Below are 14,531 nucleotides of genomic sequence, written 5' to 3' on the forward strand. Positions count from 1 at the left end.
CGGCACGGACGGACCGCGGCGCAGCCCCCGGAAACGGGGGGCGCGCGGCCCCTACAGCTTCTCCACCGGCGCGTACCGCAGCAGCAGCTTCTTCGTCCGTCCCCCGTCGCCGAAGTCGATCGTCGCCTGCGCGTTCGCGCCCGAGCCCGACACCTCCACGACCGTCCCCATCCCGAACTGGTCGTGCGTCACCCGGTCCCCCACCGACAGCGCGATCACCGGCCGCTCCGTCGCCCGCCCCGTGGCGAAGCCCGAAGGGCCCTGCCGCGTACGGGCCGCGGACGTGGACGACGCCAGCGCCGCCGCCGCGGACTCCATCGGCGACCGCCCCCCGCCGCCGCCCCGGGTGGCCGAGGCGCCCGTGCGCCGCCACTCCACGTAGGCCGGCGGGATCTCGTCCAGGAAGCGCGACGGCGGGTTGTACGACGGCTGGCCCCACGAGCTGCGCATCACCGAGCGCGTCAGATAGAGCCGTTCCTGCGCGCGCGTGATGCCGACGTACGCCAGCCGGCGCTCCTCCTCCAGCTCCTTGACGTCGCCGAGGGCCCGCATGTGCGGGAAGACGCCGTCCTCCATCCCGCTGAGGAACACCACGGGGAACTCCAGGCCCTTGGCGGTGTGCAGCGTCATCAGCGTTATCACGCCGGAGCCGTCCGTCTCCTCCTCCGGGATCTCGTCGCTGTCGGCGACGAGCGCGACGCGCTCCAGGAAGTCGGCGAGCGTCCCGGGCCCCTCCTCCCCGCGCTCCTGCTCGAACTCCAGGGCCACGGCGGCCAGTTCTTGCAGGTTCTCGATACGGGTCTCGTCCTGCGGGTCCGTCGACGCCTGCAACTCGGCGAGATAGCCCGTCTGCTCCAGCACCGCCTCCAGCACGGTGGCGGGCCCGGCGCCGGATTCGACGACCGTGCGCAGCTCCTCCATCAGCACGTTGAACCGCTTGACGGCGTTGACCGAGCGGGACGCCATCCCGTACGCCTCGTCGACGCGCACCAGCGCCTGCGGGAACGAGATCCGCTCGCGCTGCGCCAGCGCCTCGATCATCGCCTCCGCGCGGTCGCCGATGCCGCGCTTGGGCACGTTCATGATGCGGCGCAGGGGTACGGAGTCCTCGGGGTTGGCGAGCACGCGCAGGTACGCGAGGACGTCGCGGACCTCCCGGCGCTCGTAGAAGCGGACGCCGCCGACGACCTTGTAGGGCAGGCCGACGCGGATGAAGACCTCCTCGAAGACACGGGACTGGGCGTTGGTCCGGTAGAAGACGGCGACGTCGCCGGCGCGCGCCTCGCCGGCGTCCGAGAGCCGGTCGATCTCGTCGGCGACGAACTGCGCCTCGTCGTGCTCGGTGTCGGCGACGTAGCCGACGATGCGGGCGCCGGCGCCGGCGTCGGTCCACAGGTTCTTGGGGCGGCGGGAGGCGTTGCGCTCGATGACGGCGTTGGCCGCGTTGAGGATCGTCTGGGTGGAGCGGTAGTTCTGCTCCAGGAGGATCGTGCGCGCCTCGGGGTAGTCCTCCTCGAACTGCAGGATGTTGCGGATAGTGGCGCCGCGGAAGGCGTAGATCGACTGGTCGGCGTCGCCGACGACACAGAGCTCCGCGGGTCCCTCCGGGCCCGTCGTACGGACCGCGCCGCCGTCCGCCGCGGCGGCCCCGTCCTCCTCCGGGGCCGCGGCCCCGCCCTCCCCCGGCGGACCCGCCGGCGGGCCGACCAGCTCGCGCACCAGCATGTACTGCGCCCGGTTGGTGTCCTGGTACTCGTCGACCAGCACGTGCCGGAACCGGCGGCGGTAGTGCTCGGCGACGTCCGGGAACGCCTGCAGCAGGTTCACGGTCGTCATGATCAGATCGTCGAAGTCCAGCGCGTTGGCCTCGCGCAGCCGCGACTGGTAGAGCGCGTACGCCTCGGCGAGGGTCTTCTCGAAGCCGTCGACGGCCTGGGCGGCCCAGCTCTCCTCGTCGATCAGCTCGTTCTTCAGGCTGGAGACCCTGGCGCTGAGCGCCTTCGGCGGATACCGCTTCGGGTCGAGGTCCAGGTCCCGGCAGACCAGGGCCATCAGCCGGCGCGAGTCGGCGGCGTCGTAGATCGAGAAGGAGGACGTGAAGCCCAGCTTCTTCGACTCGCGGCGCAGGATGCGCACGCAGGCGCTGTGGAAGGTGGAGACCCACATCGCGTTCGCCCGCGCGCCGACCAGCTCCTCGACGCGCTCCTTCATCTCCCCGGCCGCCTTGTTCGTGAACGTGATGGCGAGGATCTGGCCGGGGTGGGCCCGCCGCTTGGCGAGCAGGTACGCGATCCGGTGGGTCAGCACCCGGGTCTTTCCGGAGCCGGCGCCGGCGACGATCAGCAGGGGCGAGCCGGTGTGCTCCACGGCGGCGCGCTGCTGCTCGTTCAGCCCCGTGAGCAGCGCTTCCGGGTCCGTCACGGGGCGGGGCGCGCCATCGCGGTAGTACGGCTCGGGGGTGCTCGCGGCGAGGGCGAGATGACTGTCGTCGAAGAGGCTGCTCATCGTCCACAGAGTCTAGGGCGCCGCACCGACAACCCACTCCCGCAGCCCTCTTTCCACCTCCGCCGGGCGACCCGGCGGCCGGCTCCACCGCCCGCCCCGGATGTCCCCCTTGCATGGAACTGTTCCTCGGATCACGAAACGGTTTCGGGCATATCGAACATCAGACTTCACAGCAGTCCCACCGAGTGGCTACCGTGCACGGCACTGCCCGGACGGAAGGAGTGGCCTGCCTTGGCTTCCCACCGAAAGCCGCGGACCCGGATCCTCGAGTCGCCGGCGGGGCGCCGTACCGCCGTCGGCGTCGGCTCCGCGGCGCTGGCATCAGCGACGCTTCTCACCCAGGAAGCCGGCGCGACCCCGGCCGAGCGGTCGATCGAGGACGTGCAGAAGGAAGTCGACCACCTCTACCACGAGGCGGAGCGGGCCACCGAGCGCTACAACGGCGCCAAGGAGCGCACCGCGCAGCAGCGCACCCGGGTCGAGCAGCAGCTCGACGAGGTGGCCAAGGAGACCGCGCGGCTCAACGAGTCGCGGCGCGAGCTGGGCCGGCTCGCCGCCGCCCAGTACCGCACCGGGGGCATCACGCCCACCGCGACGTTCATGCTCGCGCCCGACCCGCAGACCTACTTCGACCAGGCGCACCTCATGGAGCGGCTGACGAACCGCGAGAAGGCCGCGGTCGACCAGTTCCAGGTGCGCCAGGCCGAGGCCGCGAAGAAGCGCTCGGAGGCGCAGGAGAGCCTGCGCACCCTCACCGACTCGCAGGAGCAGCTCCAGGCGTCCAAGCAGGAGGTGCAGACCAAGCTGTCCGACGCGCGCAAGGTGCTGGACCGGCTCACCGAGGCGGAGAAAAAGCGCCTCGCCGAACTGGAGCGCAAGCGCGAGGAGGAGGCGCGGCGCAAGGCCGAGGAGGCCGCGCGCCAGGCGGAGTTGGAGCGGCAGCAGCAGGCCGAGCAGGAGCGCCGCGAACAGCAGCAGCGCGAGCAGGAGCAGCAGGAAGAGGAGCAGCAGGAGGACCCGCCGCCCGCGGACCCCGCTCCCTCGAAGTCGGCGCAGGTGCTGGCGTTCGCCGAGGCCCAGTTGGGCAAGCCGTACGTGTGGGGGGCCACGGGTCCGGACTCGTACGACTGCTCGGGCCTCACCCAGGCGGCCTGGCGGGAGGCGGGCATCTCACTGCCGCGTACGACCTACGACCAGGTCAACGCCGGCACGCAGGTGGCCAAGTTGGATCTGCAGCCGGGCGACCTGGTCTTCTTCTACGACGACGTCAGCCACGTCGGGATCTACGTGGGCAACGGGCAGATGATCCACGCTTCCAAGCCGGGCGACGACGTGAAGTACGAGTCGATCGACTACATGCCGTTCCACAGCGGGGTGCGCCCGGCCTGAAGGCGTGGGTTGCAGGTCGTTGCAGGGGTTCCGAGGGCCGGAAGAACGGTACCGCCCTCAGGTCCAGGTGGTGGCGATGACGACGTTGGTCATGGTCAGGAGTCCGATGGCGGCGAAGTAGGGCTTCGGGATGCGCTCTTCCTTCCGCTTGATGAAGACCGCGACGAGGATGGCTATCAGGATCAGGCTCTTGACGCTGATCTTCGTCTGATTGAGTTCCACGTCATCGGCCTCGTTGAGGCCGACGAGGATGAATCCGGTCACCAGCATGACCAGCGCGCCGTGCACCATCGAGGGCGCGATGCGCACGTCGCCCGTGCTCAACGACTTCAACTGGGTGAGCCAGCCGCCCAGCAGTGCGGCGACACCGATGATGTGCGAGGCGACGAAGAGGTTGATGAGTACATCCATGAGACGGGAGCGTAGCGGTCCGTAACAGCTCGCCCCAATGGGGGCGACCACTTCCGGAACATCGGTCACGGATGCCAACCCGCAGATCACTTCACCGTGTTCATCTGATCACGATTTGTCACCGCCAGGCAGGTCCGGTAAGTCTCTTTCATCCCCTCCTCTCGCGGCGCGCCCTCGGCTTAGCGTCTCCGCTCAGGTGGTCGGCTTCTCACCGCCGCCCGCGTCACCGGCGCGGCCGCCGGCCGCCTCCGCCGAGAGCCGGCGGCGGCCCGCTCCCCCGTGCGGGCCGCCGCCGGAGCGCAAGGAAGGGGTGAACGCCCGAGTGGCGTCCCACAGAAGGACCAGGGCCCGTACCGCCGGGGCGATCGTGCTCGTCGGCACCGCCACCGCCACCGCGCTCGGCGGCTTCGCGCACGCCGACCCGCAGCCGACCCCCGCGGGGGTCAGGGCCAGGGTCGACCGGCTGCACCACGAGGCCGAGCGGACCGTCGAGGAGTACAACGGCGTCAAGGAGAAGGCGGACCGTACCGAACGGACCCTGGACGACCTCCGCGACGAGGCAGCCCGCAAGACCGCGCGGCTCAACGACGCCCGCAACGCGCTCGGCTCCTTCGCCACCGCGCAGTACCGCAACGGCACCGCCGACGCCACCGTGCAGCTCGCCCTCTCCGCCGCGCCGGAGGACTACCTGCGCCGGGCCGCCCTCCTCGAACGGGTCGGCGACAGGCAGGCCACCGCGCTCGAAGGCGTCGGGCACCGGTTACGGGAGGTGGAGCAGGTGCGCGCGGAGGCCCGCGACCGGCTGGCGGAACTGAAGGACGCGCGGGCGGAGCTGAAGCGGCACAAGAGCGCGATCGAGGACAAGCTCACCGAGGCCCGCGGGCTGCTCGACACCCTCACCGCCGACCAGCGCGACGCCGTCCTCGGCGCCGACGGGCACGGCGGCGCGGCGGGCGACCGGGCGGCGCGCGGCGCCCCGCGCGGCCCGGTGCAGGCGCCGAACGCCCGGGCCGCGCGCGCCGTGTCGTACGCCCAGGGCGCGGTCGGCAGTCCGTACGTCTGGGGCGCCGTCGGCCCCGCCGCCTTCGACTGCTCGGGGCTCACCCAGGCCGCCTGGGGCGCCGCGGGCGTCTCCCTGCCCCGTACGACCTACACCCAGGCCGCGGCGGGCAGCACCGTACCGCGCTCCGCGCTGGCGCCCGGGGACCTGGTCTTCTACTACTCCGGCCTCAGCCACGTCGGCATCTACGCGGGCGGCGGCCAGATCATCCACGCGCCCCGGCCGGGGGCGACCGTGCGCTACGCGCCGGTGGACTCGATGCCGTTCGTGACGGCGGTACGTCCCGCCTGAGCGGGGGGAGGCGCGCGGGGGCGGCCCGTCAGACCAGGCGGCGGGCCGTCGCCCAGCGTGTCAGCTCGTGCCGGTTCGACAACTGGAGCTTGCGCAGCACCGCCGAGACGTGCGATTCGACGGTCTTCACGGAGATGTAGAGCTGCTTCGCCACTTCCTTGTACGCGTACCCCCGGGCGATCAGCCGCAGCACCTCCCGCTCCCGCTGCGTCAGCCGGTCCAGGTCCTCGTCCACCGGCGGCGCGTCCGTCGACGCGAAGGCGTCGAGGACGAAGCCGGCGAGCCGCGGCGAGAACACCGCGTCGCCCTCCGAGACCCGGAAGATCGCGTCGACGAGGTCCGTGCCTGTGATGGTCTTCGTCACGTACCCGCGCGCGCCGCCGCGGATGACGCCGATGACGTCCTCGGCGGCGTCCGACACCGACAGCGCGAGGAAGCGCACCGGCGCCTCGCCGCTCGGCGACTCCCCCATCAGCCCGGAGCACCGGCGCAGTACCTCGACGCCGCCGCCGCCCGGCAGGTGCACGTCGAGCAGCACGACCTCGGGGCGGGTGGCGGTGATCACCGTGACGGCCTGCTCGACGTCCGCCGCCTCGCCGACGACCTCGACGCCGGTCTCGTCGGTCACCCCGATCTCCGCCTGCACCCCGGCCCGGAACATGCGGTGGTCGTCGACGAGCACGACCCGTACCCGGCGGCCCCCCTCCGGGCCCGCGCCGCTCGCCCGGATCCCGGCCGCCGGGGTCCCCGCCGCCGGTGTGCCGCCCGCTGCGTCGTCCGTCATCGTCCGCTCCTCACTGCGCCCACCGCGTCCGCGTACGCGCTCACTCCGCGCGCTCCATCTCCAGCTCCACCTCGGTGCCCCCGCCCGCCGGCGTGCGCAGCCGGGCGGTGCCGCCGTTGCGCTCCATCCTGCCGATGATGGACTCGCGTACGCCCATTCTGTCGGCCGGGACCGCGTCGGGATCGAAGCCGGGGCCGCGGTCCTTCACCGAGATGAAGACCTGCCGCCCCTCGACCTCCGCGAAGACCTGCACCGGCCCCGCCTCGCCACCGTACTTGGCCGCGTTCACCATCGCCTCACGCGCCGCCTGCAACTGCGCGCTCAGCTTGTCGTCCAGCGGGCAGTCGCCGACGCACACCACCTCCACCGGCACCCCGTGGTGGTCCTCCACCTCCGCCGCCGTCCTGCGCACCCCCTCGGCGAGCGTCCCGGGCCCCGCCCCGTCCTCCTCGTCCTTGCCGGTCCCCTCCGGCTTGTAGAGCCAGGTGCGCAGCTCCCGCTCCTGCGCGCGGGCCAGCTTGCGCACCTCGCCGGCGTTGTCCGCGTTGCGCTGGATGAGCGTGAGGGTGTGCAGGACGGAGTCGTGGACGTGGGCGGCGACCTCCGCGCGCTCCTGCGCCCGGATGCGCATCAGCCGCTCCTCGGACAGGTCCTGCACCATCCGTACGAGCCAGGGCCCCGCCAGCAGCGCCACGCCCACCAGCACCGCGAGCGACGCCTGCACCACCGCGCCGATGTGCCGCGTGGAGCCCTGCATGACGAATATCGCGCTGACCCCCGCCCCGACCAGCACCACCCCGGCCGCGCCGCGCGCCAGCGGCAGGAACTTCGTGCGCCGCGTGACCGCCGCCCACTTCGCCCGCCGCGCGTTGTCCGCCTGCCGCCAGACCAGGGCCACACCGGCGCCGATGAGCAGCAGCGGCCAGACGAAGGCGTTGGAGCGGCCCAGGTCCAGGCTGCCGGCGAAGATACCGGCGCCGATGAGCAGGGCGAGGAGGGCGAGCAGTTGCCCCTTGTCGGGTTTGCGGAGCCGCTTGCGCCCGTCGGCGTCGACGTCGACGAGCGGCTTCTCCGCCCTGCCGCCCTGGCCGAGCGGGACGACGAACCAGAAGACCGCGTACAGCAGCACGCCCAGGCCGTTCGCCATGAGCAGGCCGACGAAGACGATCCGCACCCACGACACCGGCAGCCCGAGGTGCCCGGCGAGGCCGCGCGCGACGCCGCCGAGCCAGCGCCCGTCGGCGCTGCGGTACAGGCGCCGGACGGGCCGCTCGTACGGGTCGTACGGGCCGCCGGGCGGGGCGGCGCCCTCGGAGGCGGGCGCGGCGGTGGGGGCGGTCATCGCCTCTTCCTACGTCTTTCTCGTGATATTGTCCACAATGCCTCAGCGGCGACAGCCAAGCCGCAGGGGCTGGCCGCCGGGCGGGCGGTTACGGCGCGGGAAGGGCTTGGGCTGCCGGGCCGGTGCACCGCGAAACTCAACCTGCCACGTGGTTCGGCGGGTTGGAATCCCTCACGCCGAGGGAGGACGTCAAGCCATGCATCGTCACACTGACGAGCACATCATGGCCGAGGGCGCCCCGCATCAGGGGCGCCCCTGACGTATCCCGGATCCCAGACGAGTTGGCCGCGGACGATTTCAGGGGGACATCGGGGATTTCCCGGCTCCCGCGCTGCCGTACCGTGCGCCACGATGGACTCATGACGGACAGGAGCCCCGGCGCGGACGCCGCCGCGGACCCGGCGCCGGGGGCGCCCGAAGGGCCACCCGCCCGGCCGCGACTGCGGCGCAGCCGCCGCTACAAGGTCGTCGGCGGCGTCTGCGGCGGCCTCGGCCAGTTCTTCGGCATGGACCCCGTCATCTTCCGCGTCGTCCTCGGCGTGCTCACCGCCACCGGCGGCCTCGGCCTCGTCGCGTACGGCTTCGCCTGGCTGCTGATGCCGCTGGACGGGGAGGACGACAGCGAGGGCCGCAGGCTGCTGTCCGGCCGGGTCGAGGGCCCGGCGCTGACGGCGCTGCTGTTCGCCATCGTCGGCTGCGGCCTCTTCCTCTCCGTGCTGAACTCGACCGACACCCACTTCTTCGCCGCCCTGCTGCTCCTCTGCCTCGGCGGCGCCGCCTACTGGTCGCACCACCGCCGGGCGGCGGAGGAGCTGGCCGCCGACGGCGTCCCGGTGGACGACGCCACCGCCCACGCCGTGGCCGAGGCCCCGCCGGAGACCGCGCCGCCGCCTGTGCCGTACTCCCCGTCGTGGTGGCGCGACCCGCTCACCAAGGACGGCGACTTCCCGCCCTACCTCTGGGGCCCCGACGACGGCCAGGACGCGGAGGACGCGGCGCCGGGCGGACCGCCGGGCACCGGCTCCCGCACGCAGAAGGGGGCGCCGTCGGGCGGCGGCCCGGACGAGCACGAGGCGGCCGGCATCGGCGGCTGGACGTTCCTCGCCGCCGCCGGCACCTGCGCCGTCGTCATGAACGCCACCTGGGGCGCGGAGCCGCTGGGCACCACCCTGGCGTACGGCCTGGGCAGCGCGCTGGCCGTCTTCGGCGCGGGCTTCACGCTCAGCGCCTGGATCGGCCGCACCGGCGGCGGCACCGCCTTCTGGGCGCTGCTGACGACCGTCCTGCTGGCCGTCGCGCTGTGGCTGCCCGACACCGTCACGGCGGAGTGGGGCACGCGGAACTGGCAGCCGGCGGCGGCCGCGGACGTGCGCGACCGGTACGAGCTGGGCAGCGGCGAGGCCCGGCTCGACCTCAGCAGGATCGATCCGGGCAAGGACCGGCGGGTCGAGACGGCGGCCCAGGTGGGCCTGGGCCAGCTGACGGTCCGGGTCCCCGACGACGTACGCGTGGAGGTGCACTCCCGGGTGGACATCGGCGACATGCAGCTCCCGCCCACCACGGCCACCGAGGACCCCGGCGAGAGCGACATCGACGTCTCCCCGCGGCAGGAGCGCACGACGGTGCTGGAGCCCACGGCCGGCGGGTCCGGAGGGCCGAAGGGGACGCTGGTGCTGGACCTGACGGTCTCGATCGGGCAGTTGGAGGTCCAGCGTGCGGCGTCATAGGTTCGAGCCCGCGAAGCTCGTCGCCGGGCTCGTGCTGCTCTCGGGCGCGGCGTTCGCCCTGCTCGACGCGGCGGACGCGCTGCGGCAGCCGGACTGGGTGCCGCTGGTCGTGGTGCCGCCGGGGCTCGCGCTGGCCGGGCTGGTCGCCGCCGTCGGCTACGGCGCGCGCCGCGCACGCCGGCGGGCGCGGGAGGCGCGCGCGGCTGCGGCGCGGGACCGGGACGTGGACGTGGGTGCGGACCTGCGGGGGCTGCCGATGGACGAGCTGCGCGGGACGTACGACGCACGCTTCGGCACCCGGGACGCGGACGGCCCGGGCGCGCACGACTTCGGTGCGGACGGCTCGGGTGCGGACGATTCGGGTGCGGACGGTTCGGGTGCGGACGGTTCGGGTGCGGACGGGGACGTGGACGCGGGCGGCCGGCGGCGCGGGCCGGGGAGCCGGGCGTAGCGGCGGGGAGGGCGCGTGCGTGATCCGGCGCGGACGCCGGAGGGCCCGTGCTAGGCGAAGAGCTGCTGGCCCTTCCTGCGGCGGCGGACGGCGAGCACCGAGTCCAGCGACCAGTACGGCGCGCCCGCCAGGATCAGCGGGATCCACGCGATCATGTACGGCAGGTCCTGGCCGTAGTAGTACGGGTCCGCCGACCAGCTCATCGTGAACCACAGCGTCATCGACAGCAGCGCACCGCCGGCCGCCGCCAGCCGCGCCCACAGCCCGGCGAGCGTGCCGAGCCCCACCGCGATCTCGCCGAGCGAGATGGCGATCCCGAACTCCGCCGGCGCCTGCTGCGCCAGGTCCACCAGCGCCGGGATGGCGACGTCGGGCAGGGTGTCCAGGGTGTCGTGCAGCGAGCCGGGGCCGCTGGAGTCGAGGAACGCGTCGTCGGTGAGCTTGTCGAAGCCGGCGTAGACGAACGTGATGCCGAGGAAGATCCGCAGCGGCAGCAGCGCGAACCGGGCGGCGGCGGCGCGGAGGCCGCCGGGCGGCTCTCCCTGGGGCACCCGCCCCAGAACCGTGGTGCCGGACGCTTGGTCCTGTGCCATGTCTAGTCCGCCTCTCCTGCCGTGGACCGTGCCGGTGATCGCCCCGGCGCCGATACTTCATGTGTGGGAGGGGATACGTAAAGCGTTTCGTGAACGCTCAACCGGATCGGGTCGTTCGCGTCCGCTTCAGTCGACGATGTCGAGCAGGTACGGAGCGGACTCCGCGCCTCCGGCGGTGACGACCCGCAACTCCGTGCGGCCCGGCTCCACGTCCACCGGCACCGGGACCGTCAGCCGGGTGGCCGCGGGGTTGGCGAAACCGCCGGGCACGGGGACCAGCGGTACGTGCACGTGGACGGCGCCGATCCGCACGACCACCCGCGCCAGCAACTCCGGCGACTCGGCGCCCGGCGGCACGAAGCCGGTGCCGCGGACCTCGATGTCGTCGCCGGTACGGATGGCGGTGTGCAGGTCGCCGGGCTCGCGGACCCGGACGACGGAGAGCACGGCGGGCCGCCCGCCGTCGACGAGCCGGGCGGCCAGGTGCACCGCCGCGCTCACCGCGACCAGCGCGGCCACGCCCCAGGGCAGCCCCGGCAACTGCTCGGGCCGGCGGCCGAGTTGCACCAGGGCGAAGAGCAGGGCGGCGGCGGAGACGACGACGTACTGGACGTCGACGGCGGCGGCACGCCCCGCGTCGTCGGTGAGCAGGTCGGCGCCGCGGGGGCGGGCGGCGCGGGTCTTGGTCAGCCCGCCGCTGCGGAGCCGGTGCGCGACGACGGCGCGGGAGCCGAGGGCGGCGGCCCACACGGCGGCGACGGTGACGACGAGCCCGGCGGCGCCGCCCGGGCCGGCGCCCGAGCCGGACCAGCCGAGGCCGTCGAGGAGCCGGTCGCGGGCGGCGGATCCGTCGGCGAGGGCCAGCGCGAGGGCGAGGTGCAGCAGGGCGTACCCGGCGAGCAGCGTCCAGGCGCCGGCCACCGCGCGGCCGGTCGACAGCCGGCCGTCCTCGCCGACGATGGGGGCGAGGAGCCCTCCGCGGGCGCGGTTGAGCCACGCGGCACCGGCGAGGAGTCCCGCGGTCAGCACGGCGGCGAGCAGCGCCGCGGTACGGGCCCGGGTCCAGCCGGGTCCGAGGGCGGTGAGCCCGATGACGAGGAGGAGGGCGAGCAGGCCGGCGCCGATGACGTACAGGCTGCGCCGCCACAGCGACGCCGGCCACGTCCCGCCCGCGGCGGCACCGCGGGCGGCGAGGGTGTCGGCGGAGCGGGTCAGCTCGTCGGAGACCCACTGGCGGGAGGCGCCGGGCGAGTAGGCGACCCCGGCGGGCACGCCTTCGCCGGCGGCGAACCCGTCACGGCGCCGGGCGAACTCGACGGCGGGGTCGGATTCAGGGGTGGGGGCGGAGCCGGGTTCTGACCCCGGGGCGACGGAGCCGGACGGCTCGCCACCGGGCCGGGCGGCACCGGACCCGGACGGCTCTCCGGGCCCCGGCGGCCCGCCCGCCGTACCGCTGCCGGGCGAGACGTCCGTGGCAGCCGCCTCGCCCGCCGCCGGCGTACCGCGCGTGCCCGAATCCCCGGAGCCGGGCTGCGCAGGGACCTGCGCGGTCCTCGTGGCCCTTTCGGCGTCCTCCGGCGGCAGGCCGCCCGCGGAGCCTCCGCCCGCCGGCCCACCTGCCGCGCCGGCACCGAGCGGTGCCGCGTCGCCCGCGCCCGCCGCAGGCGGCCGCGCGTCGTCGCCCCCCGCTTCCACCGCCACCTCGTGCCCCCTTGACCCCAAGCCGTCCATGTGATGAGAGCGAATTGTGCCCTACCGCCGCCGCGGCGGGGGCGCCGGGCCGCTCACTCCCACTCGATCGTCCCCGGCGGCTTCGACGTGACGTCCAGAACCACGCGGTTGACGTCCGCCACTTCGTTCGTGATCCGCGTCGAGATCCGCGCCAGCACGTCGTACGGGAGCCGCGACCAGTCCGCCGTCATGGCGTCCTCCGACGACACCGGCCGCAGCACGACCGGGTGCCCGTACGTGCGCCCGTCGCCCTGGACGCCCACCGACCGCACGTCGGCGAGGAGCACCACCGGGCACTGCCAGATGTCGCGGTCGAGCCCGGCGGCGGTCAGCTCCTCGCGGGCGATGGCGTCGGCCTCGCGCAGCAGGTCGAGCCGGTCCTTCGTGACCTCGCCGACGATCCGGATGCCGAGCCCCGGGCCGGGGAACGGCTGGCGCTGCACCATCGCCTCGGGCAGCCCCAGTTCCTTGCCGACCATCCGGACCTCGTCTTTGAAGAGCCGCCGCAGCGGCTCGACCAGCTCGAAGTCCAGGTCTTCCGGCAGCCCGCCGACGTTGTGGTGGGACTTGATGTTCGCGGTGCCCGTGCCGCCGCCGGACTCCACGACGTCCGGGTAGAGCGTGCCCTGGACGAGGAAGCGCACGGGCGCCCCGGTCTCCCCCGCCGCGGCCACGATCTCGGCCTGCGCCTGCTCGAAGACCCGGATGAACTCCCGGCCGATGATCTTCCGCTTCTGCTCCGGGTCCGACACCCCGGCGAGCGCGGTGAGGAACCGCTCCGCCGCGTCGACGACCTTGAGCTGCACGCCGGTCGCGGCCACGAAGTCCTTCTCGACCTGCTCGGACTCGCCCTTGCGCATCAGCCCGTGGTCGACGTACACGCAGGTGAGCCGGTTCCCTATGGCCCGCTGGACGAGCGCCGCGGCCACCGCCGAGTCCACACCGCCGGAGAGCGCGCAGATCGCCTGCGCGTCGCCGACCTGCGCGCGGACGGCGGCGACGGACTCCTCCACGACGTTCGCGGTCGTCCAGGTGGGGGCGAGGCCGGCGCCGCGGTAGAGGAAGTGCTCCAGGACGAGCTGGCCGTGGGTGGAGTGGACGACCTCCGGGTGGTGCTGCACCCCGTACAGCTTCCGCTCGTCGTCCTCGAAGGCGGCGACGGGCACGCCCTCGGTCGACGCGGTGACCGTGAAGCCCGCGGGGGCGGCGGAGCAGGCGTCGCCGTGGGACATCCAGACGTCCTGGCGCTCGGGGGTGCCGGTGAAGAGGGTGGAGTCGGGGCGGGTGACGTCGAGTCGCGTACGCCCGTACTCGCGGCTTCCGGTGTTGTCGACCGTGCCCCCGAGGGCCTGGGCCATGAGCTGGAACCCGTAGCACATCCCGAAGACCGGAACGCCGGCGGTGAAGATCGCCGGGTCGATGCCGGGGGCGTCCTCCGCGTACACCGAGGAGGGGCCGCCGGAGAGGATGATCGCCTTGGGGTTCTTCGCCAGGATCTCCGGCACCGGCATGGTGTGCGGCACGATCTCGCTGTAGATCCGGGCCTCGCGCACGCGGCGCGCGATGAGCTGGGCGTACTGGGCACCGAAGTCCACGACGAGAACGGTGTCGGGGGTCGCTGAGGTCACTGCTGCGGCCTTCCGGCGATGGGCGGGGGAGATGATGCCGAGTCTATCGGCTGGCGCCGTCTCACCATGCGGGCCGCCTTTGGCCACCGGGGGCCGAGGGTGAATACTGGCGGCCATGCGCACGCGGAGCTTCGTCTTTACCTATGGCAACCGGCCCGTCCGGCTGCCATGGTCGTGCGCTTGAGCTGACAAGCGACTTCCCAGGCGCCCCGGGCCGGCAGGCCCGGGGCGCGCTGCGTTTGCCGCCGCCGGGCGGCGGGCTCCGGGGCCTTGACCCCAGGAGCGACGAGATGAACGCAACCCAGTCGGGCGACCGCACCGCGGCCCCCGCGAAGACCGGCACCACGGACAGGACCGGCGCCCGCACGGACGAGGCGGCGACGGAGATCACGGACGCCCGCGAGCGGATCGACGACCTGGACACGCGGATCATCGCGCTGGTCGAGAAACGGATGGCGGTCTCGGCCCGCATCCAGCAGGCCCGCATCGCCTCGGGCGGCCGCCGGGTGAACCTCTCCCGCGAGATGGAGATCCTGGCCCGCTACCGCGACCACCTGGGCCGCCCGGGCACGACCCTGGCGATGACGCTCCTGGAACTCAGCCGCGGCCGGGTGTGACG

The 14,531-nt window shown here is 73.7% G+C and carries 12 protein-coding genes; 5 read left to right on the top strand and 7 right to left on the bottom strand.

The window, feature by feature from the left end; all coding sequences use genetic code 11:
• Positions 1–51 precede the first annotated feature (51 nt).
• A complete protein-coding gene (gene pcrA, locus FB457_RS02640; protein WP_145780654.1) occupies positions 52–2,505 on the bottom strand; it encodes a DNA helicase PcrA in 2,454 nt (817 codons plus the stop codon).
• A gap of 231 nt (positions 2,506–2,736) precedes the next feature.
• Here pcrA and FB457_RS02645 point away from each other — a divergent pair, with 231 nt between their 5' ends.
• The gene (locus FB457_RS02645) at positions 2,737–3,894 is read left to right on the top strand and encodes an NlpC/P60 family protein (RefSeq protein ID WP_145780657.1); all 1,158 of its coding nucleotides are present in this window, start codon (positions 2,737–2,739) and stop codon (positions 3,892–3,894) included.
• Between the two features lie 57 nt (positions 3,895–3,951).
• Here FB457_RS02645 and FB457_RS02650 read toward each other — a convergent pair whose 3' ends face one another.
• Positions 3,952–4,305: a hypothetical protein gene (locus FB457_RS02650; RefSeq protein WP_145780658.1), complete on the bottom strand. Its 354-nt coding sequence runs from the start codon at positions 4,303–4,305 to the stop codon at positions 3,952–3,954.
• Between the two features lie 310 nt (positions 4,306–4,615).
• Between FB457_RS02650 and FB457_RS02655 the strand changes: the two genes are divergently transcribed.
• On the top strand, positions 4,616–5,656 hold the full coding sequence (locus FB457_RS02655) for a C40 family peptidase (RefSeq protein WP_145780660.1): 1,041 nt from the start codon (positions 4,616–4,618) through the stop codon (positions 5,654–5,656).
• Between the two features lie 28 nt (positions 5,657–5,684).
• On the opposite strand, the gene FB457_RS02660 is transcribed toward FB457_RS02655, so the two are convergent.
• Together FB457_RS02660 and FB457_RS02665 are read right to left on the bottom strand one after the other, a co-directional pair.
• The gene (locus tag FB457_RS02660) at positions 5,685–6,440 is read right to left on the bottom strand and encodes a LuxR C-terminal-related transcriptional regulator (protein WP_047017631.1); all 756 of its coding nucleotides are present in this window, start codon (positions 6,438–6,440) and stop codon (positions 5,685–5,687) included.
• A 40-nt stretch (positions 6,441–6,480) separates the two neighbouring features.
• Positions 6,481–7,782 carry an ATP-binding protein gene (locus tag FB457_RS02665; protein ID WP_145780661.1) on the bottom strand — a complete coding sequence of 434 codons (1,302 nt, stop codon included), beginning with the start codon at positions 7,780–7,782 and terminating at the stop codon, positions 6,481–6,483.
• 359 nt (positions 7,783–8,141) lie between these two features.
• Between FB457_RS02665 and FB457_RS02670 the strand changes: the two genes are divergently transcribed.
• Both FB457_RS02670 and FB457_RS02675 read left to right on the top strand, forming a co-directional pair.
• Positions 8,142–9,509 (top strand): PspC domain-containing protein, encoded by a 1,368-nt coding sequence (locus FB457_RS02670; protein WP_047017629.1) that lies wholly within the window; start codon positions 8,142–8,144, stop codon positions 9,507–9,509.
• Complete coding sequence (locus tag FB457_RS02675) at positions 9,496–9,960, top strand: hypothetical protein (protein ID WP_047017628.1); 465 nt, start codon at positions 9,496–9,498, stop codon at positions 9,958–9,960. The genes FB457_RS02670 and FB457_RS02675 overlap by 14 nt, the downstream gene beginning before the upstream one ends.
• Positions 9,961–10,010: 50 nt before the next feature.
• Here FB457_RS02675 and FB457_RS02680 read toward each other — a convergent pair whose 3' ends face one another.
• From FB457_RS02680 to guaA, 3 genes are all read right to left on the bottom strand, one after another.
• Entirely contained in the window at positions 10,011–10,553 is a 543-nt protein-coding gene (locus FB457_RS02680) for a DoxX family membrane protein (RefSeq protein WP_047017627.1), read from the bottom strand.
• Positions 10,554–10,679: 126 nt separating this feature from the next.
• Positions 10,680–12,137: a hypothetical protein gene (locus tag FB457_RS02685; RefSeq protein WP_145780872.1), complete on the bottom strand. Its 1,458-nt coding sequence runs from the start codon at positions 12,135–12,137 to the stop codon at positions 10,680–10,682.
• 200 nt (positions 12,138–12,337) lie between these two features.
• A complete protein-coding gene (guaA, locus tag FB457_RS02690; RefSeq protein ID WP_145780663.1) occupies positions 12,338–13,912 on the bottom strand; it encodes a glutamine-hydrolyzing GMP synthase in 1,575 nt (524 codons plus the stop codon).
• Positions 13,913–14,202: 290 nt separating this feature from the next.
• On the opposite strand from guaA, the gene FB457_RS02695 reads away from it, so the two are divergent.
• Positions 14,203–14,529 carry a chorismate mutase gene (locus FB457_RS02695; protein WP_145780664.1) on the top strand — a complete coding sequence of 109 codons (327 nt, stop codon included), beginning with the start codon at positions 14,203–14,205 and terminating at the stop codon, positions 14,527–14,529.
• The last annotated feature ends 2 nt before the right edge of the window (positions 14,530–14,531 follow it).

This window comes from Streptomyces sp. CNZ287, from assembly GCF_007827615.1.